Origin of the sequence: Pseudotabrizicola sp. L79, assembly GCF_036553525.1 — a bacterium.
Classification (GTDB): domain Bacteria; phylum Pseudomonadota; class Alphaproteobacteria; order Rhodobacterales; family Rhodobacteraceae; genus Pseudotabrizicola.
Genome location: NZ_JAZHDA010000046.1, coordinates 671,724 through 695,078, shown reverse-complemented (window position 1 = coordinate 695,078; position 23,355 = coordinate 671,724). Strand labels below are relative to the sequence as shown.

The window sequence follows — 23,355 nt, the reverse complement described above, 5'->3', positions numbered from 1 at the left end:
AGGGCGCGCCACGGGCGCCCCGCCCCGGTTCAGATCACTTGATGCGATACCAGTCAGAGGCGTTCCACAGTTCGCTGTCCCAGACGTTCAGGACAACGCCGCCAAGGGTGTTCGAATGGGCCGACAGGCGGCCACGATCAACCAGCGGAACCACGACATAGCTGTCCTTGGTCAGCATCTCGTTCAGACGGATGACGATCTCGGTGCGCTTTTCGGTTTCGCGGGTTTGCAGCAGTTCGGCCACCAGGGCGTCATAGGCCGGGTCGCAGAAGCGGTTGATGTTTTCACCCTGCCACTGGGTTTCCGGACGCGGGGCCTTTTCGCAGGTGTATTGTGCGACATAGGGTTCCGGGTCGGTGCCATCGAAGTTGTTGGCATACATTTCCACGTCTGCGTAGAACTTCTGGAAGGTGTCGGGCGAACCGGGGTCGCCACCGAAATAGACGCCGGCGTCAATCGACTTCAGCTCGACATCGACGCCGATTTCATTCCACCAGCCCTTGATGACGGCCTGGAAATCCTGACGGACGGGGTTGACCGAGGTCTGGTAGAGAACCTTCAGCTTGGCGCCATCCTTTTCGCGGATGCCATCGGCGCCCACGGTCCAGCCGGCTTCTTCCAGCAGGGCCTTGGCGCCTTCGATATCTTGCGTCAGGCAGTCGGTGTTGGGCGAGGCGTAGATGGCCGGGGCCGGCACAAGGTTGCAGGTCGCGCGGCCAGCTTCACCATAGCCGATTTCCACCAGCAGGTTGCGGTCGATGGCCATCGACAGGGCCTTGCGCACGCGGATGTCCGACAGGAACGGATGCGGGTGCATCGCGGTGGCGCGCTCGCCTTCCGGAAGGGCCGGATCGGGGTTGGTCATGTTCATTTCGATCCGCTCGACCAGCGTGCCGAAGGCCGAAACGAAGGTGCCCTTGCCGCCCGATTTCATCTGCTCTTGCAGTTCGGGGTTGATCTGGGTGTTCCAGGCGTAATCGAATTCGCCGGTTTCCATCACGGCGCGCGCAGCCGAGGCGGCGTCACCACCCCCCTTGACCGACAGCGTGGCAAAGGCAGGCTTGGCCGGATCACGGTAGTTCGGGTTGGCGGCCAGTTCGACGGTATCGTTCACCTTGAAATCGGTGACCATGAAGGGGCCGGTGCCGATGGGCTTGAAGTTGGCCTCGGTGCAGGTGGGGGCTGCCGCGCCAAGGCAATTGGCGAATTGCGCCTTTTGCAGGATGGGCGAGGTGGCGCCGACGAAGGCGGTGAAGGGGTTGTATTTCGGCGCGGTGAAATTGACCTTGACGGTCAGGTCATCGACCTTTTCCACCGAAGAGATGCCTTCGTAGCGCGCGGCCTGGGCGCAGCCGCCTTCGGGATGCATGCAGTATTCGGCGGTAAAGACCACGTCATCGGCCGTGACGGTGGTGCCATCCGACCACAGCATACCCTCTTTGATCTTCCAGGTGATCGAGGTGTAATCTTCGGCGATGCCGCCGTTTTCAATGCTGGGCAGTTCGGCCGCAAGGCGCGGGAAAACGGTGCCTTCCTGATCAAATCCCGCCAGCGGTTCCAGCACAAGGCTGCCCACTTCGACGTCTTTGGTGCCAGAGGACAGATAGGCGTTCATGATCGACACGGCCTGCGAATACAGAACCTTGACGTTGCCGTCAGCGCCGCGTTCGGCATATGCCGCAGGCGCAATGGCCAGCATGGCCGCCGCGCCCAGAAGGGCTGTTTTCAGTTTCATTGTGACTCTCCTTGTTGGTTGTGCTCTTTGGCCCCGGATGCGCCGGTTTTTCCGGCGGCATTGGTATCGGAATAAAGATGGCAGGCGACGAAACGGCCGGGTTCCACCTCGGCCAGATCGGGTTTCACCTGCGTGCAAATCTCCATCACACGCGGGCAGCGCGTGCAGAAATTGCAGCCTTTGGGCGGATTGGCGGGCGAGGGCACGTCGCCCTTGAGGATGATGCGTTCGCGCCGCCGCGCAAGGCTGGGGTCGGGTTCGGGCACGGCCGACAGCAGCGCCTCGGAATAGGGGTGCAAGGGCCGGGCATAGAGATCGTCGCGCGGGCTGAGTTCGGCAACGCGCCCCAGATACATCACCGCCACGCGGTCGGCGATATGGCGGACCATCGACAGATCGTGGCTGATGAACAGATAGGTCAGGCCGAATTCGTCCTGCAAATCTTCCAGCAGGTTCACCACCTGCGCCTGGATCGACACATCAAGTGCCGCAATCGGTTCGTCGCAGACAATGAATTTGGGTTTCAGCGCAAGCGCACGGGCGATGCCGATGCGCTGCCGCTGGCCGCCCGAAAACTCATGAGGAAAGCGGTTGGCGAATTTGCGGTTCAGCCCCACGGCATCCATCAATTCATAGATGCGGGCCAGTTTCTTGGCAGTGTCCCAATCGGTATGTTCGTTCAGCGGCTCGCCGATGATGTCGGCCAAGGACATGCGCGGGTTCAGGCTGGCCTGCGGGTCCTGGAATACCATCTGCATCTGGGGGCGGGCGCGGCGCAGGGCCTCGGGTGCCAGGGTGGCAACATCGGTGCCGCCGATCACCACATTTCCAGCCGTCGGTTCATACAGCCGCAAAAGCGCGCGGCCCACGGTGGATTTACCGCAGCCAGATTCGCCCACAAGACCCAGCGTTTCGCCCTGCAAGATATCAAAGCTGATGCCATCCACGGCCTTTACATCGCCGGTATGGCGGCGGAACAGGCCCGAATAGATGGGAAAATACATCTTCAGATCGCGCACCTGCACAAGGGGCGTCTGCGGGGGGCGGGCGTCAAGCATGGGCGGCCTCGGCTGTCGGGGTCCAGTGGCAGGCCACGTCATGGCCATGGCCTACGGGCAGGGCATCGACCGAGCGGCGCTGCGGATTTTCGCTGGCGCAGCGATCAAAGGCATGGGCACACCGGCCCCGGAACGGGCAGGCACTGGGGGCGGCGCCCAGAATCGGGGGCTGGCCCTCGATCACCTGCAACCGGTCTTCGCGTGCGCCGGTGATGGCGGGAATGGTTTTCAGCAGGGCGCGGGTATAGGGGTGCTGCGGATTGCCGAACAACTCTTTGACCGGGGCCTGTTCGACCACCTGGCCGCCATACATCACCATCACGCGGTCTGCGATGCCTGCGATCACGCCCAGATCATGGGTGATCCAGACAATCGCCATGCCCAGTTTCTGGCGCAGGTCTTTGACCAGTTCCAGAATCTGCGCCTGAATGGTCACATCCAGGGCTGTCGTCGGTTCATCCGCGATCAGCACATCGGGGTCGCAGGCAAGGGCGATGGCGATCATCACCCGTTGCCGCATGCCGCCCGAAAACTGGTGCGGATAGCTGGACAGGCGTTTGCGCGCATCGGGGATGCCCACCAGTTCCAGCAGTTCGACCGCACGGTCGGCGGCCTGCGCCTTGGTCATGCCCTTGTGCTTGCGCAACGGCTCGGCGATCTGGTTGCCGATGGTGAAGACGGGGTTCAGGCTGGTCATCGGGTCTTGGAACACAAAGCCCACGCGGGCCCCGCGCACGGCGCGCAGCCCGTCTTCGTCCAGCTTGAGCAGGTCTTGCCCGTTCAGCAGCACCTGACCCGACCGAATGTCGGCGGGCGGCGAGGGCAACAGGCGGATCAGCGACATCATCGTCACCGACTTGCCCGACCCGCTTTCCCCCACGACGCCCAAAAGCTCTCCGGGTTGCAGGTGGAAGCTGACATCGTTTACGGCATGAACTTCGCCACCGCGGGTGCGGAAAACGGTTTTCAAGCCCTTCACGTCAAGGACGGGCGCGGCCCCATCGGGCATATGACACTCCCCAGTGCATTGTTTTTCTTGGTTTTCCTGCATCGCGGCCGGGGCCGGTGCCGGTGATTTGAACCAGTGTTAGAGATTTTTGCGCGACCTGCAAGGCGCGATTTGCAGCTGGCGGGGCGTCAGGGGATGGTGGCTTGACCTTATGGCTGGCGCTGCGCAATTTGGCGGCAGAGTTTGCAGCGCGCGAGGGGCGGGTGATGGTGGCAGAACGGCTTTCGGCGCGGCAGATCCTTGATCGGCTGGTGTCTTTTCCCACGGTCAGCCGCGAGACGAATCTGCCTTTGGTTGAGTGGGTTGAAACCTATCTGGCCAGCCATGGCATCGCGGCGCATCGGCACTGGCACGACGACCGCAGCAAGGCTGCGCTGTTTGCCCATGTGGGGCCTGCGGTGGCGGGCGGGGTGGTGCTGTCGGGCCATACCGATGTGGTGCCGGTGGATGGGCAAGAGTGGACAAGCGATCCCTGGACGGTGGTGGAACGTGACGGGCGGCTGTATGGCCGGGGCACCTGTGACATGAAGGGGTTTGACGCGCTGGCGATCTGGGCCTTGGTCGAGGCGCAGCACCGGGGGGTGACCCGGCCCCTGCAACTGGCGCTGTCTTATGACGAGGAGGTGGGCTGCACCGGCGCGCCGCCGATGATTGCGGCGATGCAGGCTGTGCTGCCAAAGGCCGAACTTGCCATCATCGGGGAACCCAGCCGGATGAAATGTGTGAACGGTCACAAGGGGGGCGCGGGCTATCGTGTGCGTGTCCGTGGCTTTGAGGTGCATTCGTCGCTGCTGCCCGAAGGCGTCAGCGCCATCATGGAGGCCGCGCGGCTGATCTGTTGGCTGAACGACCGCAATGCGGAAAATGCGGCCAAGCCGGTCAGCGCGGTGGCCGGCCTGTTTCAGCCGCCCTTTACCACGCTGCATTCGGGCATGATCAAGGGCGGCACGGCCCATAACATCACGGCGGGCGATTGCGAATTCGTGATGGAATTCCGCATCGTGCCCGGCGAGCCGCCCGAAGACTGGTATGCCCTGTGGGAAGCCGAAGTGGCCCGTCTGCACGCCGCAATGCAGGCGGTGCGGCCCGAGGCAGGGATCCATCTGGACCGCTTTTTCGATGTGCCGCCCCTGGTGCCCGAGGCCGAAGGGGCCGCCGAAACACTGGTGCGGCGGTTGACGGGGGATAATGCGACCCATGTGGTCAGCTATGGCACCGAAGCCGGGCAGTTTCAGGAACAGGGCTATTCGGCGGTGGTCTGTGGCCCGGGTGACATCGCGCAGGCGCATCAGGCCGATGAATATCTGGATCTGTCGGAATTCACCGCAGGCCAGGGGTTCATGGAAAAACTGCTGGCTGATCTGGCATGACCTTTCCCTTTTCACTGAATTCGCCTGTGCGCTTTGCCGGCCCGGCGCCGCAGGCTGCGGATGTGGTGATCATCGGCGGCGGGGTGATCGGGGTGATGACGGCGCTGTATCTGGCGCAGGCGGGCGAAAAGGTGGTGCTGCTGGAAAAGGGCCGCATTGCCGCCGAGCAATCGGGGCGCAACTGGGGCTGGATCCGCCAACAGGGGCGCGACCCTGATGAACTGCCGATCATGGTTGAATCGCTGCGGCTGTGGCAGGGGCTGGCGCAGCAGCTGGGGCCAGAGCTTGGCTTTCAGCAGACCGGGGTGGTGTATCTGGCCGAGTCGGATCACGATCTGGAACGGCAGGAACGCTGGCTGGAAATTGCGCAGCAGCATGGACTGGATACACGGCTGATGGCGCGCTGCGAGGTTGAGCGGATGATGGGCACCTCGGCCCATTGGAAGGGCGGGATCATCACCCCGTCAGATGCGCGGGCCGAACCTTGGCAGGCGGTGCCGCTGCTGGCCCGGCTGGCGGCTGATGCGGGGGTGGTGATTGTTGAACATTGCGCGGTGCGGCGGCTGGATCTGGCGGCGGGCCGGGTGACGGGCGTGGTGCATGAGGCGGGCACGATCCGGGCCGAGCGGGTGGTGCTGGCGGCAGGGGCATGGTCGCGGCTGTTTCTGGGCGCGCATGGCGTGGCGATACCGCAGCTTGCGGTGTTGTCCAGCGTGGCGGCGACCGAACCCATGGCCGAGATCTTTCCCGGTGCGGCCGCCGACGGGGCCTTTGCCTTTCGCCGCCGGGCCGATGGGGGCTATACGATTGCGCCGGGGGCCGAACATGATTTCTTTATCGGCCGCGATGCCTTTCAAAGCTTTGGCCAGTATCTGACGGTTTTGAAAAAGGATTTCCGATCAACCCATTTTCACCTGCGCGCGCCTGCGGGCTTTCCCGATGCCTGGGGCACAAGACGCAACTGGGCGGGGCAAAGCCCGTTCGAGGCGATGCGGATTTTGAACCCTGCGCCGAACAGGGATGCGTTGGGCCGGGTGCAAGACCGTTTTGCCCGCGCCTTTCCGGCCTTGGGCCGGCCCAGATTGCAGGCGGTTTGGGCCGGGATGATCGACACCATGCCCGATGTCGTGCCGGTGGTCGATCATGCGCCCCTGGCCGGGCTGACCATCGCCACGGGGATGAGCGGGCACGGCTTTGGCATCGGCCCCGGCATGGGGCGGGTGGTGGCCGATCTGGTGCGGGGGCGCTATCCCGGCCATGATCTGACGCGGTTTCGGCTGTCGCGGTTTTCGGACGGATCGAAGATCAGGCTTGGCCCCACGATCTGATTTGGGCCCACGATCTGATTGGGCCCGTCCCTTTGAACGCGCCGGGTCTTTACCTGCCGCCAGCCTGCCGCTATCACGCCCGCTTTTGCCGGAGCCTGCGATGACACCCCCCGCCACACCGACCACCGCCTGTGGCCTTGATTTTGGCACATCGAATTCAACCCTTGGCGTCGGGGGGCGGCTGATCGCGCTGGAGGGCGATGCGGTGACTTTGCCCTCGGCGGTGTTCTGGGAGGCGGATGGCGGCGCGCCGCGCTTTGGCCGGGCGGGCATTGCCGCCTATCTGGAGGGCGAGGACGGGCGGCTGTTGCGCGGGCTGAAGTCAACGCTGGGGTCTGGGCTGGTGCATGAACGCACCCGCGTGGGATCGCGGGCGATCAGCTTTCGTGAGGTGCTGGCCCGGTTTCTGGCGCATATGAAGGCGCGCGCCGAAGCCGTGCAGGGCGGGCCCTTGACGCAGGTGGTGATGGGGCGGCCTGTGCATTTCGTTGATGACGATGCCGGGGCCGATGCAGCGGCCCAGGCGGTTCTGGCGGAAATCGCGGGCGAGGTGGGGTTTCGCGATGTGGCCTTTCAGTTCGAACCCATCGCGGCGGCGCTGGATTATGAAACCGGGGTGAGCGCGGAGGAATTGGTGCTGATCGTCGATATTGGCGGTGGCACGTCGGATTTCTCGATTGTGCGGGTGGGGCCAGACCGGGCCCGCCATGCCGATCGGGCGGATGATATTCTGGCCAATGATGGGATCAGGGTGGGGGGCACCGATTTTGACCGGGGCTTTTCGCTGGCCCAGATCATGCCCGATCTGGGCTATCTTGGCCCGACCAAAGGCGGCGAAGGCACGATGCCGCGCCATTACTATCTGGATCTGGCGACATGGCATCGGATCAACACCTTGTATAACGACCGGATTTTGGCCGATCTCAAGGCGCTGCGGCGCGATATCGATGCGCCCGAGCGGCTGGACCGGATGCTGCATGTGCTGGAGCACCGCAACGGCCATGCTTTGGCGATTGAGGTGGAGCGGGCCAAGATCGCGCTTTCGCAAGCCGAAAGCTGCCGCTTGCCGCTGCGCCCGCTGACCGGGGGGCCGAACCCCGTGGCCACGCGGATGGCGCTGGAGGCGGCGTTGGAGGCGCCCTTGCTGCGGATCCGGGACCGGATTGGCGATGTGCTGGCGATGGCGGGTCTGCGGGCCGATCAGATTGCGACGGTGTTTCTGACGGGGGGGTCTTCGGCTTTGCCAAAGCTGCGCGCCGATGTGGCCGCCGTGCTGCCGGGGGCGCGGATGGCGCGGGGCGATGATCTGGCCAGCGTCGGCACGGGGCTGGCGCTGGAGGCGGCGCGGCGGTTTGGCTGAAAATTTGATCTGATGGTCAGAAATCGGCCGCGCGATGTCGTCTGCGGTCTTGATGTGGCGCGGGTTCCGCCCCACCATCTGCCGCGACCGATCAAGGAGACTGGCTATGCCCGTAAAGAACCGTTTTGCCGAATTGCTGCCCGAGATCACCGCGTGGCGGCGGGATTTTCACGAGAACCCGGAACTGCTGTTCGAGGTGCATCGGACCGCGGGCAAGGTGGCCGATCTGCTGAAAGAGTTTGGCTGCGACGAGGTGGTGACGGGCATCGGGCGCACCGGTGTGGTGGGGGTGATCAAGGGCAAGACCGATACGGCGGGCCGGGTCATCGGCCTGCGCGCCGATATGGATGCGCTGCCGATCATCGAGCAGACCGGGGTGGAGTATGCCAGCAAGACGCCGGGCAAGATGCATGCCTGTGGCCATGACGGCCATACGGCCATGCTGCTGGGGGCCGCGAAATATCTGGCCGAAACCCGCAATTTCGACGGCACCGCCGTGGTGATCTTTCAGCCTGCCGAAGAAGGAGGCGGCGGCGGGCGCGAGATGTGCGCCGATGGCATGATGGAGCGTTTCGGCATTCAGGAAGTCTATGGCATGCACAATATGCCGGGCATCCCGGTGGGCACCTTTGCCATTCGCCCCGGTGCGATCATGGCGGCGGCGGATCAGTTTGACGTGGTGGTGACGGGCAAGGGGGGCCATGCCGCCAAGCCGCATGACTGCATCGACACCACGGTGGTGGCCGCGCATATCATCGTGGCCTTGCAGACCATCGCCAGCCGCAATGTGGACCCGATGAAGCAGGTGGTTGTCAGCGTCTGCACGGTCGAGACGGATTCGACGGCGCATAACGTGATCCCGCAGGTGGTCAAGCTGAAGGGCACGGTGCGCACGATGGACCCGGCCGTTCAGGATTTCGTCGAGCGGCGGATCAGTGAGATTGTCGAGGGCACGGCCCTGGCGCTGGGGGCTAAGGCGGTGGTGAATTACAACCGTGGCTATCCGGTGACGATCAATGCCGAAGACAATACCAGTTTCGCAGTCGAAGTTGCGCAGGCAGTGTCAGGAAAGGTTGATGCCAATACGGCCCCGCTGATGGGGGCGGAAGATTTCAGCTTTATGCTGAACGAACGTCCCGGGGCCTATATCTTTTTGGGCAATGGTGACACGGCGATGGTGCATCACCCGGCCTATAACTTTGACGACACCGCCATTCCCTTTGGATCAAGCTGGTATGCCGGCATGGTCGAGGCGCGGATGCCGGCAGCCTGACACGGGGCCGGGTCTGCGGGGGCATCGAGCCCCCGCAGACCCGCGGGGGCTGCCTGCCCCCGTCAGGCCTGCGCCCCGAGGGGGCGAAGGCCTATCCCCCGGGGATATTTTTGAACAGATGAAGAGGGCCTAGTCATAGGTCAGTTTCGTGGCCTTGCCGCGGAAGATCGTGTAGGACAGCGCGGTATAGGCCAGGATCACCGGCAGCACGAAGATGGTGCCAAACAGGATGATCCGCAGGCTTTCGGGGCTGGCGGCGGCGGCATAGATCGTCAGCCTTTCGGGCACCACATAGGGGTAAAAGCTGTAGGCCATGCCCGCAAAGCCCAGCGACATCAGCGCCGTGGCCCCGGCAAAGGGGAACCAGGCGAAATGGTCGCCCTTGGTGGGCAGGTGGCGCAGCGCGATCCACAGCATCGCGATCAGCGCGGTTGAGGCGATGGGCAGGGGCGCGAGGAAGAACAGCTCGGGGAAGCTGATCCAGCGTTCCAGAATGCGCGGGCTGACCAGGGGTGTGGCAAGCGAGATGGCCCCCATGCCAAGGACCACCCCCCAGATGCCGCCCCTGGCCCAGGCCACGGCCTTGAGTTGCAGGCTGCCTTCGGCCTTGAGGATCGTCCAGCAGGCCCCGATGAAGCTGTAGGCCACGGCCAGGGCCCCGGCGGTGAGCAGGGCAAAGCCGACATGGCCCCATGTCCAGTCCAGCCCCATGATGTAAAGCCCCAGCATGAAGCCCTGCGACAGCGCCGCCATCAGGCTGCCTGCAAAGAAGGTGGCATCCCAGGCGCCCTTTTGCCCTGCCGGGGCCTTGGCGCGGAATTCGAACGCGACCCCGCGCAGGATCAGCCCGAGCAGCATGATCGAGACTGGCAGATACAGCGCCGTCAGGATGGCCCCATGGGCGGTGGGGAAGGCCACCAGCAAGATGCCGATGGCCAGAACCAGCCATGTTTCATTCGCATCCCAGAACGGGCCGATCGAGCCGATCATGCGGTCCCTCTCATCCGCGGTGGTAAAGGGAAAGAGCAGGCCCACGCCCAGATCATAGCCGTCGAGCACGACATAGAGCAGGATCGACAGACCCATCAGGGCTGCGAAGATCACGGGCAGGGTGGTGGCGTCCAAGATCATGGTCATCCCCTTATTCCGCCGGAACGGCGATGGGTTGATCGGTGCCGGGCTTTTCGCGGGTGGGCGGTTTGCCCAAGGCCGCGCGGCGGGCAAGGTGCACGATCACGCCGATATAGGCGGCCATCAGCAGGGCATAGACGACCAGATAGGCGATCAGCGTTGACAGAACCATGGGCGCTGCGACCGGGCCGACGGCCTCGGCCGTGGACAGAACGCCGGTGACAAGCCAGGGCTGGCGGCCGATTTCGGTGACATACCAGCCTGCCAGGGTGGCGACCCAACCCGAAAACGCCATGGGCACCGTCGCCATCAGGAACAGGCGCGGCAGATGTGACGGGCCACCGCGCCGCCACATCAGCGCCACCCCGGCCCAAGACAGGACCAGCATCGCCATGCCGGTGGCGACCATCACGCGGAACGACCAGAACACCGGTGCGACGGGTGGGTGCAGGATGGTGCCATCTTCGGCCACAAAGTCGTTCAGGCCCGGCACCACGCCATCGGGATCATGCGTCAGGATCAGGCTGGCCCCGTTGGGGATGGCCAGTTCAAAGCGGTTTTCGCGCGCCTCTTGGTCGGGCAGGGCGAACAGGACCAGCGGCACGTTCGGGCCGGTTTCCCAGTTGCCTTCCATCGCGGCAACCTTGGCCGGCTGATGTGCCAGCGTGTTCAGGCCATGCAGGTCGCCCATCAGGATTTGCGCGGGGATCAGCAGGGCGCCGAGTGTCAGGCCAAAGCGCAGCTGCGTGGCGCTGCTGGGGCTGCGGTCGCCGATCAGGCGGCGCAGGGCCGCGACCCCGGCGATCAGGAAGGCGACCGTCAGGCCCGAGGCCAGCAGCATATGCGACAGGCGGTAGGGCAGCGAGGGGTTGAAGATGATGGCCCACCAGTCGGTGGCATGCACGACGCCGTCGCGCAGCTCATAGCCCTGGGGGGTGTGCATCCAGCTGTTCAGCACCAGAATCCAGAAGGCGCTCATCGTGGTGCCAAAGGCCACAAGGGCCGTGGCGGTGATGTGCAGCCAGGGGGCCACCTTGCGGGCGCCAAACAGCATGATGCCCAGAAACACCGCTTCGAGGAAAAAGGCGGTCAGCACCTCATAGGCCAAGAGGGGGCCGGCCACATTGCCAACCGTTTCCATGAATCCGGGCCAGTTGGTGCCGAACTGGAATGACATGGTGATGCCCGAGACGACCCCGAGCGCGAAGGACAAGGCGAAGACCTTGACCCAGAACATATAGGCTTCCATCCATTTTTCCTGCCCCGTCCGGGCAAAGCGCCAGCGGAAAAACAGCAAGACCCAACCGAGCGCGATGGTGATCGTCGGGAACAGGATGTGGAAGCTGATATTGGACGCGAACTGAATGCGCGACAGTAATAGTGTATCCATGATGCACCTTTCTTTCGATGCATCACATAGGGTTTTTTCGCGATTTTTCAGGATGGTGCGACCAGCCGCCACAACTGCGGCAGCAGGGCGCAGGGGGCAGTTGTCAGCCGCCCGTATGGCTCATGTGGCGGGTCATCTGGCCTTGCACCTTTTGGCGCGAATAGTCGAAATCATGGCCCTTGGGTTTGCGCGCGATGGCGGCGCGGATGGCGTTTTCCAGCACCGCATCCCCGGCACTGGCGCGCAAGGGGGCGCGCAGGTCGGCCATGTCTTCCTGACCAAGGCACATATACAGCTCGCCCGTGCAGGTCAGCCGCACGCGGTTGCAGCTTTCGCAGAAATTATGCGTCAGCGGTGTGATAAAGCCGATTTTCTGGCCGGTTTCTTCCAGCCGCACATAGCGGGCGGGCCCGCCCGTGCGCTCGGCCAGATCGGTCAGGGTGTAGCGGCTGGCATAGCGGGCGCGCAGATCAGACAGGGCCCAATATTGGTCAAGCCGGTCTTCATTGCCCAGATCGCCCATCGGCATGACCTCGATCCATGTCAGATCATGGCCTTCACGGGCGCACCATTCGGTGATGGAAAACTGCTCATCCTCATTAAAGCCTTTCAGCGCCACGGCGTTGATCTTGACGCGCAGGCCCGCATCCTTGGCGGCGGCGATGCCATCGAGCACCTGTGGCAGGCGGCCCCAGCGGGTGATGTCGGCAAATTTTTGCGCATCCAGCGTATCAAGCGAGACATTGATCCGGCGCACTCCGCAATCGGCCAGTTCGGCCGCATGTTTGCGCAACTGGCTGCCGTTGGTGGTGACGGTCAACTCTTTCAGCGCGCCCAGGTCGAGGTGACGCGACATCTGGCGAAAGAAGGTCATGATGCCCTTGCGCACAAGGGGTTCGCCCCCGGTGATGCGCAGTTTTTGCACGCCCAGACGCACAAAGGTTGAACACATGCGATCCAACTCCTCAAGCGTCAGAAGATCGGCTTTGGGCAGGAAGGTCATGTTTTCGGCCATGCAATAGACACAGCGAAAATCGCAACGGTCGGTCACCGACACCCGAAGATAAGAGATCGGGCGGGCAAACGGATCAATCAGGGGCGCGGTCTGGGTCATGACGTCAAGTTAGGGTGCTGTTGCGGCGCTGTCCAGCGCGGTCAGGGGCATTGCGGGCGGTGGCGGGTCATACTATCGTGCTGCCATGCGGATATATCTTACCCTTTGTCTTGTCATGACTGCGGCCCCTGGTTGCGCAGTGCTGGATAAATTCAGCCCGTCTTCGGCGCGGCAGGCTGCGCCCGAAACGGCTGTGGCCCCGCCCGTGGCGGCCACCGACAACCCGATGGTCTTGGGCGCCGGTCGCAGTGCGGCTGCGCTGGATCAGACCACGGCCGCCGAAAAGGCCGAGGCTTTGGCCGCGCCCGCCGCCGCCGGAGAGCGTGTCTTGGGCAAGGTTGCGGTCAGTCTGGGCAGCCCGGTCGAACAGGGGTTCTGGTTGCGCAGCCCCCTTGTTGCGGCCCCCGGCAAGGGGCGGGTGGAAACGGCGGGCGGGCAGTCGGTGGCGGTGGATCTGCTGCCGGGTGCCTCTGGCGCACAACTGTCGCTGGCGGCCTATCGTGCCCTTGGCCTTAGCCTGACCGACCTGCCCGAAGTGACTGTTTACGCGCCCTGAGCATCGACGCGGTATAAAGCGCAAGGGCGGCCCAGATCATCGGGAAGGCGATGGCGCGGGCTTGTCCAAACGGTTCGCCAAAGATGAACACCGCTGTCAGAAAGATCATGGTGGGTGCGATATATTGCATCATCGCAATGGTCGAAAGCCGCAAGCCCTTGGCCCCATTGGCGTAAAGCATCAGTGGAACCGCCGTGACAACGCCCGTTCCCAACAACAGGGCCGTGTCCCAGGGCACGTCTTGCAGAAAATGCCCGGTGCCCGTGGCCGTCAGATAGCCGACATAGGCCAGGGCAAAGGGGGTCAGCAGGGCCACTTCCAGCGCAAAGCCCTGATTGGGGCCGATGGGCAGTGATTTCTTGAGATAGGCATAAAAGCCCCAGGTCAGGGTCAGGGCCAGGGCCACCACGGGCAAGCTGCCCGAGGCGATGGTCAGCAGGGCCACGGCTGCCCCGGCCAAGGCGATGGCGGCCCATTGGGCGGGGCGCAGCGTTTCAGACAGCAACAGCCGCCCCAACAGCACGCTGAACAGCGGGTTGATGTAATAGCCAAGCGCTGCCTCCATCGCGTGGCCCGACCCGATGGCCCAGACATAGATCCCCCAGTTGACCGACACCAGCGACGCCGTGGCGATCCCCATGCCCAGCATCCGCGGGGTGCGGAAAGCCGCCTTCAGATCTGCCGTGCGGCCACGCAACAGCAAAACGGCAAGCGCGATGGGCAAAGACCACAAAATGCGGTGGGCCAGCACCTCGGCCGGGGGCACATGGGCCAGGGCCTTCATATACAGCGGCAAGAACCCCCAGATCAGATAGGCTGACAGGGCGTAGAAAAAGCCAGACAGGCTGTCGTCATTCTTGGCGGGGGATGGTGTCGTCATGCGGGCGGCTTATCGCGCCCCGCGCACCCTTGCCACGGCATTCTTGTAAGGGTCACAAAGTGCTGCGGCGCGGCAGATCAAAACCGGGCGGGGCCAGGGTAAAGCCCGCAAAGTCAAAGCCGGGGCTGACGGTGCAAGAGACCAGCGTAAAGGCCCCCGTGCTGCGCGCGGCTTGCCAGACATCGGTGGGCACGACGATCTGCGGCGCTTGGCCGTTCAGCACATCCGGCCCCAGAATGTGATCGGTGGCGGTGTCGGTGCCCATCGACAGAACCAAGGGGGCCCCGGCATGCCAGAGCCAGATTTCATCGGCATCGACGCGGTGCCAATGGCTGCGTTCGTCCGCGCGCAACAAGAACAGGATGGCCGTGCCACTGGCGCGGGGGCCAAGCTGCGGGCCTTGCCAGGTTTGGCGATACCAGCCGCCCTCGGGGTGCGGGAGCAGGCCCAGATGGGCGATCAGGCGATCAGCCTCGGCCTGAGGGGGGGCGTCTTGGCGGGCGGTCATGGCGGGGGCCTTTCTGATCGGGCAAGGGGGCATCGCGCCACTGGCCGGGGGGCAGGTCGTCCAGCGCCCAGTCGCCCACCCGCCAGCGGATCAGGCGCAGGCAGGGCAGGCCGACAGCCGCCGTCATCCGGCGCACCTGACGGTTGCGGCCTTCGCGCAGGGTCAGTTCGATCCAGGCATCGGGCACGGATTTGCGCGCGCGGATCGGCGGGGTGCGCGGCCACAGCCATGCGGGGGGATCAATCGCCCGGGCGCGGGCGGGCAGGGTGGGGCCGTCTTTCAGGGTGACACCCGCCGACAGGGCGGCGATCTGGTCGGGGGTGGGCCGCCCCTCGACCTGTGCCAGATAGGTCTTTTCCATCTTGTGGCGCGGATCGGCGATGCGGGCCTGCATGCGCCCGTCATCGGTCAGCACGACCAGGCCTTCGCTGTCGCGATCCAGCCGCCCGGCGGGATAGACGCCCTTGACGGGCACGAAATCGGCAAGCGTCTGGCGGCCATCGCCATCGGTGAACTGGCACAGCACGTCATAGGGTTTGTTCAGCAAGATCAGGCGGGTCATGGCCTTGGTCTGGCACGGCTGGGCGCAGAAGAAAACGGGCACCAGTCGGGTGCCCGTCGATTTCTTGCCAGATGTCGGGCCGGCGTTTCAAAAACCGCCGGCACCTGCGCTTAGCGCTTTAGAATGCTGCGGCCCGCATATTCGGCGGTTTCGCCCAGCAGTTCTTCGATGCGGATCAACTGGTTGTATTTTGCCAGCCGGTCGCTGCGCGACAGCGAGCCGGTCTTGATCTGGCCGCAGTTGGTGGCCACCGCCAGGTCGGCGATGGTCGCATCTTCGGTTTCGCCCGAGCGGTGCGACATCACATTCGTATAGCGCGCGCGGTGGGCCATATCGACGGCTTGCAGCGTTTCGGTCAGCGTGCCGATCTGGTTCACCTTGACCAGCATCGAATTGGCGCAGCCGGCCTTGATGCCTTCGGCCAGACGGCGCGGGTTGGTGACAAACAGATCGTCGCCCACCAGTTGCACCGAGGCGCCCAGCGTGTCGGTCAGCAGCTTCCAACCTTCCCAATCATCTTCCGAGCAGCCATCCTCGATCGAGATGATCGGATAGTCGCGGGCCAGACCGGCCAGGAATTCGACGTTTTCGGCGATGGACAGCGATTTGCCTTCGCCCTTCATCTCATACCGGCCGCCTTTGAAATATTCGGTCGCCGCACAGTCAAGCGCCAGATAAATATCCTCACCCGGCTTGTAGCCTGCCTTTTCGATGGATTTCAGAATGAAATCCAGCGCGTCACGGGCCGAGTTCAGGTTGGGGGCAAAGCCGCCTTCGTCGCCGATGCCGGTGTTGTGGCCTGCGGCTTGCAGTTCTTTTTTCAGGGTGTGGAACACTTCGGCGCCCATGCGGATGGCGTCACGGATATTGTCCGCGCCCACGGGCATGATCATGAATTCCTGAATGTCGATCGGGTTGTCGGCATGTTCGCCGCCGTTGATGATGTTCATCATCGGCACCGGCAGCACACGGGCCGAGGTGCCGCCGACATAGCGGAACAGGGGCTGTGCCGTGAATTCGGCGGCGGCTTTGGCCACGGCCAGCGACACGCCCAGAATGGCATTGGCGCCAAGACGCGACTTGTTCGGCGTGCCGTCCATTTCAATCATGGTGCGGTCGATGCCGACCTGTTCGGTGGCGTCATAGCCAACCAGTTCTTCGGCAATCTCGCCGTTGACGGCGGCGACGGCCTCAAGCACGCCTTTGCCCATATAGCGCGACTTGTCGCCGTCGCGCTTTTCATTGGCCTCATGCGCGCCGGTTGAGGCGCCCGAGGGCACGGCGGCGCGGCCCATGGCGCCGCTTTCCAGCGTGACGTCCACTTCAACAGTGGGGTTGCCGCGGCTGTCGAGGATTTCGCGGGCGTGAATGTCGATGATCGTGCTCATGGGGCTCTCCCGAAGGTGCTAGGGTGCTCTCGCTTGCGTCTTTACCTTGCGAAACCGGGTATGGGAAGGGCAGAGACGCGCGGCAAGCCGGGGAAGTTCTGCGCTGCGGCGTCAGCGCGGCCTGCGGCGGGTTTCGCGCCACAGGGCATAAAGGCCCGATCCGATGATCAGCGCAGCCCCCAGCCAGGTGGCAAGATCGGGGCGTTCGCCCAGAAACAGCGCGGCAAGAAGGGCCGAAAAGACCAGGCGGCTGTAGCGGAACGGGGCCACCAGTGACACCTCACCCAAGCGCATCGCTGCCGTAACGGCCCAATAGCCGACAAGCCCGGTCACAAGCGCGCCGATCAGATCCCCCCAGCGGTCGGCCTGCACGCTGTGCCATCCGTCGCCGCCAAGCGCCATCAGCCCAAGGCCCGCCGGCACCAGCGCCAGATAGGCCCAAGTTGTCAGCTGAAACGTGCCGATGCGCGCGGGCATGACGCGGGTGGCAAGGTCGCGGCCCACCAGCACCAGCACGCACAGCACCGTCAGCAGGCTGGCGGGCACAAAGCCTTGGGTTCCGGGCCGCAAGATGATGAGCACGCCAAGAAAGCCCAGTCCGATCGCGCTCCACCGCCGCCAGCCCACCGGTTCTTTCAAGATCAGCGCCGCCCCCAGCGTGACCGCAAGCGGAGAGGCCTGCAACAGGGCCGCGTTCACCGTCAGCGGAATCAGCGACAGGGCCGTGACATACAGCATCGTGGCCCCGGCTTCGGACACAGAGCGCAGCAGCGCCGGGCCGCGCAATGCGTCGCGCGTCAGAATCGGCTGGCCTTGCAGCGCGGCGATCGCCCAGAAACACAAAGCGCCCGCCGCCCCCACCATCACGATGACCTGACCGGGTGGCAAAGCCATGGCCGAGCGTTTCAGAAACAGATCTTCAAAGGCAAAGGCCAGCATGGCCGCCAGCATCAGGACCGCGCCACGGGTGTTGTCAGACAGGATCACGCGCCGCGCTTTTTCATCGGCACACCCAGCAATTCCAGCCGGTGGCCAATCAGCCGATAGCCAAGGCGGGCGGCAATCTTTTCTTGCAAGGCCTCGATTTCGGGATCGACGAATTCGATCACCTGACCCGAATTCACGTCGATCAGATGGTCGTGGTGATCGCGTTCGGCATCTTCATAGCGCGCCCGGCCATCGCCGAATTCCAGTTTTTCCAGAATGCCGGCCTCTTCGAACAGTTTGACCGCACGATAGACCGTGGCCAGCGAGATCTTGGGATCAAGCGCGGCGGCGCGGGCATAGAGTTCTTCGACATCGGGGTGATCATCGGCTTCGCCAATGACGCGGGCGACGGTGCGGCGCTGATCCGTCATGCGCAGGCCCTTGGCTTCGCAGCGGGCGATGATGTCTGTCATGGGCGGGTCCGGGGCTGATCGTTCGGGTCTGGTTCGGTTTAGCCCAAGGCTGCGCGCCGCGCCACCCGTTTGGCGGCATCTTGGGTTGACGGGCGCTGTGGCGGCGATCACTGCTGGGGCGCAAGACACAGGAGAGGCGCGTGCAAAAAGACAGGCTGGATCTGGTGGGCGGGGCCACGCTGGTGGGGGTGGCGCTGTTGCTGGCTGTCAATCAGGTGATTGTGGTCGAGGTGAACCGGGGCCTGCAACCGGTGTTTTTTGCCGGGCTGCGGTCGGTGCTGGCGGTGGGGTTTGTCTGGGCCTGGCTGGCTTGGCGCGGGCGGCCCCCGGTGTTGCGGCGCAAGGATCTTGGGGCGGGGCTGGCCATCGGCACGGTCTTTGCGGCGGAATTCCTGTGCCTGTTTCTGGCGCTGGATCTGACGGCGCTGGGGCGGGCCAGCGTGATCTTTTATTCGATGCCCTTGTGGCTGGCGCTGATGGCGCATTTCGGGCTGGCGGGGCAGCGTATCACGCGCTGGAAGGCGGCGGGGCTGGCCTTGGCCTTTGTCGGCACCGCTGGCGCCATCCTGTCGCGCCAAGCGGCGACGGGGGGCAGTCTGGCGGGGGATCTGCTGGCGCTGGGGGCGGCCTTTGGCTGGGCGGGCACGGCCTTTCTGGCGCGGCGCAGCAGCCTGCGCGAGGTGGGGGCAGAGATGCAGTTGTTCTGGATGGTGCTGGTCTCGGGGCCGATTCTGATCGTGCTGTCGCTTGCGTTTGGCCCTTGGGTGCGAGAGCTGAGCGGATACCATATCTTGGGGCTGTTGTTTCAGTCCTCCATAGTGGTGGCGGGTGGCTTTATTCTGTGGTTGTGGCTGTTGTCGGTCTATCCGACGGCGACAGTCGCCTCGTTTTCGTTTCTGACACCGGTGTTTGCGATGGGCTTTGGCATCGCGATGTATGGCGAGCGGGTCACAGTGCCGATGTTAATTGCGGCCCTTTTTGTCGCAGCGGGAATCGTGCTGATCAACCGCCCGCCGCCGACCATGCCCCAAGCCGCAATTAAGCCCGAAACTGAGGGGTAAGGCCCAAGTCGGCCTGTTGCTTGGGAAAATCCGAACGCATCAACCGGCCATCCCATTGCTTATCCCCAGCTCTGCCCACAGGGGGCTTTCACGCATGGAATCGGATGGTGACGAAACCGTGAGGTGGCGGGCTACAGGTCAAGTCTTAAAAAGCCGCCAACAGCGAAAAAAAGGCGTTGATCCTGTCGGGTGAATACGACAGTTTGACAACGCAGGCCGGGGAGCCACTATATGTGGTGCCGGTGCGGGCAAGCGATACAAACCACAAGGGCGGGCATCACATGCCTTTGCCGTCTTGCCCAGACCCATGGGCAAGGCCCGGTGATGTATTGTGCGCAGGGCAGGGGCCGGCACCAACAGATCAACACGCCATCCCGGATCGTAACCGGTGGGCAAGTCAGGGAAGAACGGGGCAAATGCAGATCGAGCGCAAGTTTACCGCAGAAACCACCGGTGCCTATGGCGCCATGGACTTTACCACCACCATCTCGGAAATCCGCAATCCCGATGGCAAGGTTGTGTTCCGCAACGAGGCTGTCGAAGTGCCGCAGGGCTGGAGCCAGGTTGCATCGGACGTTCTGGCGCAAAAGTATTTCCGCAAGGCGGGGGTGCCTGCGGTGTCGAAGCGCGTGCGGGAAAAGGGCGTGCCCGAGTTTCTGTGGCGGTCGGTGCCCGATGAGGATGCGCTGGCCAAGTTGCCCGAAGATCAGCGCTTTGTGGGGGAAACCAGCGCAAAGCAGGTGTTCGACCGTCTGGCCGGGGCCTGGGCCTATTGGGGGTGGAAGGGTGGTTATTTCACCACCGAAGCCGATGCCCGCGCCTATTACGACGAGATGCGTTTCATGCTGGCCAATCAGATGGCCGCCCCGAACAGCCCGCAGTGGTTCAACACCGGTCTGCATTGGGCCTATGGCATCGATGGCCCGTCGCAGGGGCATTACTATGTCGATCACCAGACCGGCAAGCTGACGAAATCCTCCAGCGCCTATGAACATCCGCAGCCGCATGCCTGCTTTATCCAGTCGGTCAAGGATGATCTGGTCAGCGATGGCGGCATCATGGACCTGTGGGTGCGTGAGGCGCGTCTGTTCAAATACGGCTCGGGCACGGGCACCAACTTTTCGTCGCTGCGCGGCGAAGGCGAAAAGCTGTCGGGTGGCGGCAAGTCGTCGGGCCTGATGGGCTTTTTGAAGATCGGTGACCGGGCGGCCGGTGCCATCAAATCGGGCGGCACCACGCGGCGCGCAGCCAAGATGGTGATCTGTGATATGGATCACCCCGACATCGAAGCCTTTATCAATTGGAAGGTGATCGAAGAGCAAAAGGTCGCAAGCCTTGTGGCCGGTTCAAAGGCGCATGAGCAGCGGCTGAACCAGATTTTCACCGCGATCCGCGAATGGGATGGCTCGGCCGAAGACTCGGTCGATCCGGCCAAGAATCCCAGCCTGAAGGCCGCCATCAAGGCCGCCAAAAAGGCGATGATCCCCGACACCTATACCAACCGCATCCTGCAATACGCCAAGCAGGGGTTCACCAGCATCGAATTCCCCACCTATGACACCGATTGGGATTCCGAAGCCTATATCACCGTGTCGGGCCAGAATTCGAACAACTCGGTCCGCGTCACCGATGCCTTCCTTAAGGCGGTGCAGGCCGATGCGGATTGGGCGCTGATCCGGCGCACCGATGGCAAGACCGCCAAGACCATCAAGGCGCGTGATCTGTGGGAACAGGTGGGCCATGCCGCCTGGGCCTGTGCCGACCCCGGCATCCAGTTCCATGACACGGTGAACGCCTGGCATACCTGCCCCGAAGATGGGGCGATCCGGGGGTCTAACCCGTGCTCGGAATACATGTTCCTGGACGATACCGCCTGCAACCTGGCCTCGATGAACCTGCTGACCTTTTACAAGGACGGCAAGTTTGACGCCGAGGGCTATGTGCATGCCAGCCGGTTGTGGACGGTGACGCTGGAAATCAGCGTGATGATGGCGCAGTTCCCATCCAAGGAAATTGCGCAACTGTCCTATGATTTCCGCACGCTGGGTCTGGGCTATGCCAATATCGGCGGCCTTCTGATGAACATGGGCCTTGGCTATGACAGCAAGGAAGGCCGTGCGCTGTGCGGCGCGCTGACCGCTGTGATGACGGGCGTGGCCTATGCCACCAGTGCCGAAATGGCGCGCGAGTTGGGGGCCTTCCCCGGCTATCAGCGCAATGCCAAGCATATGCTGCGCGTGATCCGCAATCACCGTGCCGCAGCCTATGGCAAGACCAGCTATGAGGCGGTGAACGTAAACCCGGTGGCGCTGGATCAGGTGAATTGCCCGGATCAAACCCTTGTCGGCCTTGCCAAATCCTGCTGGGATGAGGCGCTGACGCTGGGTGAGGCGCATGGGTTCCGCAATGCGCAGACCACGGTGATTGCGCCCACGGGCACCATCGGTCTGGTGATGGATTGCGACACCACCGGGATCGAGCCTGATTTCGCGCTGGTCAAGTTCAAGAAACTGGCGGGTGGCGGTTATTTCAAGATCATCAACCAGTCGGTTCCGGCCGCGCTTGAAACCCTGGGCTACCCCAGCCATCAGGTGGCCGAGATCGTGGCCTATGCCGTCGGCCATGGCTCGATCGCGCAGGCCCCGGCCATCAACCACACGGCCCTGATCGGCCATGGGTTTGGCGCACGCGAAATCGAAAAGATCGAGGCCGCGCTGCCTTCGGCCTTTGACATCCGCTTTGTCTTTAACCAGTGGACGCTGGGCGAAGATTTCTGCACCAAAACCTTGGGCATCCCAGCGGCCAAGCTGAACGATCCGTCGTTCGATCTGCTGCGCCACCTTGGGTTCACCAAAGCCGAGATCGACGCCGCCAATGACCATGTTTGCGGGACGATGACGCTGGAAGGCGCACCCTTCCTGAAGACCGAGCATTACCCGGTGTTCGATTGCGCCAACCCCTGCGGCAAGAAAGGCAAGCGGTTCCTGAGTGTGGAAAGCCACATCTACATGATGGCGGCGGCCCAAAGCTTTATCTCGGGCGCGATTTCGAAAACGATCAACATGCCGAATTCGGCCACGATCGAAGAAACGCTTGCGGCCTATGAATTGTCGCATTCGCTGGGGATCAAGGCCAATGCGCTGTATCGCGACGGATCCAAACTCAGCCAGCCCCTGGCGGCGGCGCTGATCGAGGATGACGAGGAGGCCGAGGAAGTTCTGGCCACCGGCAGCGTGCAGGAAAAGGCGATGGTGATTGCCGAGAAGATCATCGAAAAGGTGATCGTCAAGGAAATCGTCCGGTCGAACCGTGAAAAGCTGCCCGAGCGTCGCAAGGGCTATACCCAGAAAGCCATCGTCGGCGGCCACAAGGTTTATCTGCGCACCGGCGAATATGCCGATGGTCAGTTGGGCGAGATTTTCATCGACATGCACAAGGAAGGCGCTGGCTTCCGGGCGATGATGAACAACTTTGCCATCGCCGTTTCGGTGGGTCTGCAATACGGCGTGCCGCTGGAAGAATTCGTCGAGGCCTTCACCTTTACCCGCTTTGAACCGGCGGGCATGGTGCAAGGCAATGACAGTATCAAGAATGCTACCTCGATCCTGGACTATATCTTTCGCGAACTGGCGATTTCCTATCTGGATCGCACCGATCTGGCCCATGTCAAACCACAGGGCCATTCGTTCGACGACCTGGGCCGTGGTGACGAGGAGGGCAAGGCCAATGTCGCGCCTGTGTCGGAATCGGCGGCCTCGAAATCGCTGGAGGTGCTGAAGCAGATCAGCTCGACCGGCTATCTGCGCAAGCGCCTGCCGCAAGAGCTGGTGGTGTTGCAAGGCGGCATGGGGGGCACGGCCTTTGGGCTTGAGGGCAGCGCGGCCTTGGCGGCCATGATGCCCGAGGCCCGCGTCACGGGCTTTGCCGAAACGACATCCAGCTTTGCGATTGGCACGGCACAGCCGATGGATGCCCGCGCCAAGGCCAAGATGCAGGGCTATGAGGGCGACCCTTGTGGTGAATGTGGCAACTACACGCTGGTGCGCAACGGCACCTGCATGAAGTGCAACACCTGCGGCGGCACCAGCGGGTGCAGCTGATCTTGGGTGAATATCTGGGGATAACCCATCGAATCGATTGAAGAATCGCTGTGGCCCCTGCATGGGGCCACAGGTGTTTTGGTGCGGTGCTGGAAACGGGGCTGCCGCCGAACATGCCGCAAAAGGCAAAGA

General features: G+C 63.4%; 19 protein-coding genes. 7 read left to right on the top strand and 12 right to left on the bottom strand.

Annotated features, from left to right (window positions below):
* Positions 1 to 34 precede the first annotated feature (34 nt).
* From V3C85_RS11695 to V3C85_RS11685, 3 genes are read right to left on the bottom strand one after another with little or no spacing between them, the layout of a single operon-like run.
* On the bottom strand, positions 35 to 1,735 hold the full coding sequence (locus V3C85_RS11695) for a peptide ABC transporter substrate-binding protein (RefSeq protein ID WP_331795248.1): 1,701 nt from the start codon (positions 1,733 to 1,735) through the stop codon (positions 35 to 37).
* Complete coding sequence (locus V3C85_RS11690) at positions 1,732 to 2,793, bottom strand: ABC transporter ATP-binding protein (protein ID WP_331795247.1); 1,062 nt, start codon at positions 2,791 to 2,793, stop codon at positions 1,732 to 1,734. Before V3C85_RS11690 ends, V3C85_RS11695 begins: the two co-directional genes overlap by 4 nt.
* Positions 2,786 to 3,802, bottom strand: coding sequence for an ABC transporter ATP-binding protein (locus V3C85_RS11685; RefSeq protein ID WP_331795246.1), 1,017 nt, complete (start codon positions 3,800 to 3,802; stop codon positions 2,786 to 2,788). The genes V3C85_RS11690 and V3C85_RS11685 overlap by 8 nt, the downstream gene beginning before the upstream one ends.
* 209 nt (positions 3,803 to 4,011) lie before the next feature.
* Here V3C85_RS11685 and argE point away from each other — a divergent pair, with 209 nt between their 5' ends.
* The 4 genes from argE (at position 4,012) to V3C85_RS11665 (ending at position 9,133) form a co-directional block, all read left to right on the top strand.
* Entirely contained in the window at positions 4,012 to 5,172 is a 1,161-nt protein-coding gene (gene argE, locus V3C85_RS11680) for an acetylornithine deacetylase (protein WP_331795297.1), read from the top strand.
* Positions 5,169 to 6,500: an NAD(P)/FAD-dependent oxidoreductase gene (locus V3C85_RS11675; protein ID WP_331795245.1), complete on the top strand. Its 1,332-nt coding sequence runs from the start codon at positions 5,169 to 5,171 to the stop codon at positions 6,498 to 6,500. The genes argE and V3C85_RS11675 overlap by 4 nt, the downstream gene beginning before the upstream one ends.
* A gap of 100 nt (positions 6,501 to 6,600) precedes the next feature.
* Entirely contained in the window at positions 6,601 to 7,860 is a 1,260-nt protein-coding gene (locus tag V3C85_RS11670; protein ID WP_331795244.1) for an Hsp70 family protein, read from the top strand.
* Positions 7,861 to 7,966: 106 nt separating this feature from the next.
* Positions 7,967 to 9,133: a M20 aminoacylase family protein gene (locus V3C85_RS11665; protein WP_331795243.1), complete on the top strand. Its 1,167-nt coding sequence runs from the start codon at positions 7,967 to 7,969 to the stop codon at positions 9,131 to 9,133.
* A gap of 129 nt (positions 9,134 to 9,262) precedes the next feature.
* Here V3C85_RS11665 and V3C85_RS11660 read toward each other — a convergent pair whose 3' ends face one another.
* The 3 genes from V3C85_RS11660 to moaA form a co-directional block, all read right to left on the bottom strand.
* Positions 9,263 to 10,264 (bottom strand): cytochrome d ubiquinol oxidase subunit II, encoded by a 1,002-nt coding sequence (locus V3C85_RS11660; protein WP_331795242.1) that lies wholly within the window; start codon positions 10,262 to 10,264, stop codon positions 9,263 to 9,265.
* A 10-nt stretch (positions 10,265 to 10,274) separates the two neighbouring features.
* Complete coding sequence (locus V3C85_RS11655) at positions 10,275 to 11,654, bottom strand: cytochrome ubiquinol oxidase subunit I (RefSeq protein WP_331795241.1); 1,380 nt, start codon at positions 11,652 to 11,654, stop codon at positions 10,275 to 10,277.
* Between the two features lie 103 nt (positions 11,655 to 11,757).
* Entirely contained in the window at positions 11,758 to 12,768 is a 1,011-nt protein-coding gene (moaA, locus tag V3C85_RS11650; RefSeq protein ID WP_331795240.1) for a GTP 3',8-cyclase MoaA, read from the bottom strand.
* 115 nt (positions 12,769 to 12,883) lie between these two features.
* Between moaA and V3C85_RS11645 the strand changes: the two genes are divergently transcribed.
* Positions 12,884 to 13,324: a hypothetical protein gene (locus V3C85_RS11645; protein ID WP_331795239.1), complete on the top strand. Its 441-nt coding sequence runs from the start codon at positions 12,884 to 12,886 to the stop codon at positions 13,322 to 13,324.
* Here the strand turns inward: V3C85_RS11645 and rarD are convergent.
* The 6 genes from rarD to V3C85_RS11615 all read right to left on the bottom strand — a co-directional run bounded on the left by rarD (position 13,281) and on the right by V3C85_RS11615 (position 18,062).
* Entirely contained in the window at positions 13,281 to 14,204 is a 924-nt protein-coding gene (gene rarD, locus V3C85_RS11640) for an EamA family transporter RarD (protein WP_331795238.1), read from the bottom strand. The genes V3C85_RS11645 and rarD overlap by 44 nt on opposite strands.
* Before the next feature lie 52 nt (positions 14,205 to 14,256).
* Entirely contained in the window at positions 14,257 to 14,712 is a 456-nt protein-coding gene (locus V3C85_RS11635) for a cupin domain-containing protein (RefSeq protein WP_331795237.1), read from the bottom strand.
* On the bottom strand, positions 14,672 to 15,274 hold the full coding sequence (locus tag V3C85_RS11630) for a pseudouridine synthase (RefSeq protein WP_331795236.1): 603 nt from the start codon (positions 15,272 to 15,274) through the stop codon (positions 14,672 to 14,674). Before V3C85_RS11630 ends, V3C85_RS11635 begins: the two co-directional genes overlap by 41 nt.
* Positions 15,275 to 15,384: 110 nt before the next feature.
* Positions 15,385 to 16,662: a phosphopyruvate hydratase gene (gene eno, locus V3C85_RS11625; protein WP_331795235.1), complete on the bottom strand. Its 1,278-nt coding sequence runs from the start codon at positions 16,660 to 16,662 to the stop codon at positions 15,385 to 15,387.
* 111 nt (positions 16,663 to 16,773) lie between these two features.
* A complete protein-coding gene (locus V3C85_RS11620) occupies positions 16,774 to 17,649 on the bottom strand; it encodes a DMT family transporter (protein WP_331795234.1) in 876 nt (291 codons plus the stop codon).
* Complete coding sequence (locus V3C85_RS11615) at positions 17,646 to 18,062, bottom strand: Fur family transcriptional regulator (RefSeq protein WP_331795233.1); 417 nt, start codon at positions 18,060 to 18,062, stop codon at positions 17,646 to 17,648. Before V3C85_RS11615 ends, V3C85_RS11620 begins: the two co-directional genes overlap by 4 nt.
* A 140-nt stretch (positions 18,063 to 18,202) precedes the next feature.
* Here V3C85_RS11615 and V3C85_RS11610 point away from each other — a divergent pair, with 140 nt between their 5' ends.
* Together V3C85_RS11610 and V3C85_RS11605 are read left to right on the top strand one after the other, a co-directional pair.
* Positions 18,203 to 19,123 carry a DMT family transporter gene (locus V3C85_RS11610; RefSeq protein WP_331795232.1) on the top strand — a complete coding sequence of 307 codons (921 nt, stop codon included), beginning with the start codon at positions 18,203 to 18,205 and terminating at the stop codon, positions 19,121 to 19,123.
* A gap of 416 nt (positions 19,124 to 19,539) precedes the next feature.
* Positions 19,540 to 23,223, top strand: coding sequence for a vitamin B12-dependent ribonucleotide reductase (locus tag V3C85_RS11605; protein WP_331795231.1), 3,684 nt, complete (start codon positions 19,540 to 19,542; stop codon positions 23,221 to 23,223).
* Positions 23,224 to 23,355 lie beyond the last annotated feature (132 nt).

Excerpts from the sequence above, each read along its gene's own strand:
- V3C85_RS11695 (WP_331795248.1), bottom strand. The coding sequence starts at position 1,735 with ATGAAACTGAAAACAGCCCTTCTGGGCGCGGCGGCCATGCTGGCCATT.
- V3C85_RS11690 (WP_331795247.1), bottom strand. The coding sequence starts at position 2,793 with ATGCTTGACGCCCGCCCCCCGCAGACGCCCCTTGTGCAGGTGCGCGAT.
- V3C85_RS11685 (WP_331795246.1), bottom strand. The coding sequence starts at position 3,802 with ATGCCCGATGGGGCCGCGCCCGTCCTTGACGTGAAGGGCTTGAAAACC.
- V3C85_RS11675 (WP_331795245.1), top strand. The coding sequence starts at position 5,169 with ATGACCTTTCCCTTTTCACTGAATTCGCCTGTGCGCTTTGCCGGCCCG.
- V3C85_RS11670 (WP_331795244.1), top strand. The coding sequence starts at position 6,601 with ATGACACCCCCCGCCACACCGACCACCGCCTGTGGCCTTGATTTTGGC.
- V3C85_RS11665 (WP_331795243.1), top strand. The coding sequence starts at position 7,967 with ATGCCCGTAAAGAACCGTTTTGCCGAATTGCTGCCCGAGATCACCGCG.
- V3C85_RS11660 (WP_331795242.1), bottom strand. The coding sequence starts at position 10,264 with ATGATCTTGGACGCCACCACCCTGCCCGTGATCTTCGCAGCCCTGATG.
- V3C85_RS11655 (WP_331795241.1), bottom strand. The coding sequence starts at position 11,654 with ATGGATACACTATTACTGTCGCGCATTCAGTTCGCGTCCAATATCAGC.
- moaA (WP_331795240.1), bottom strand. The coding sequence starts at position 12,768 with ATGACCCAGACCGCGCCCCTGATTGATCCGTTTGCCCGCCCGATCTCT.
- V3C85_RS11645 (WP_331795239.1), top strand. The coding sequence starts at position 12,884 with ATGACTGCGGCCCCTGGTTGCGCAGTGCTGGATAAATTCAGCCCGTCT.
- rarD (WP_331795238.1), bottom strand. The coding sequence starts at position 14,204 with ATGACGACACCATCCCCCGCCAAGAATGACGACAGCCTGTCTGGCTTT.
- V3C85_RS11635 (WP_331795237.1), bottom strand. The coding sequence starts at position 14,712 with ATGACCGCCCGCCAAGACGCCCCCCCTCAGGCCGAGGCTGATCGCCTG.
- V3C85_RS11630 (WP_331795236.1), bottom strand. The coding sequence starts at position 15,274 with ATGACCCGCCTGATCTTGCTGAACAAACCCTATGACGTGCTGTGCCAG.
- eno (WP_331795235.1), bottom strand. The coding sequence starts at position 16,662 with ATGAGCACGATCATCGACATTCACGCCCGCGAAATCCTCGACAGCCGC.
- V3C85_RS11615 (WP_331795233.1), bottom strand. The coding sequence starts at position 18,062 with ATGACAGACATCATCGCCCGCTGCGAAGCCAAGGGCCTGCGCATGACG.
- V3C85_RS11605 (WP_331795231.1), top strand. The coding sequence starts at position 19,540 with ATGCAGATCGAGCGCAAGTTTACCGCAGAAACCACCGGTGCCTATGGC.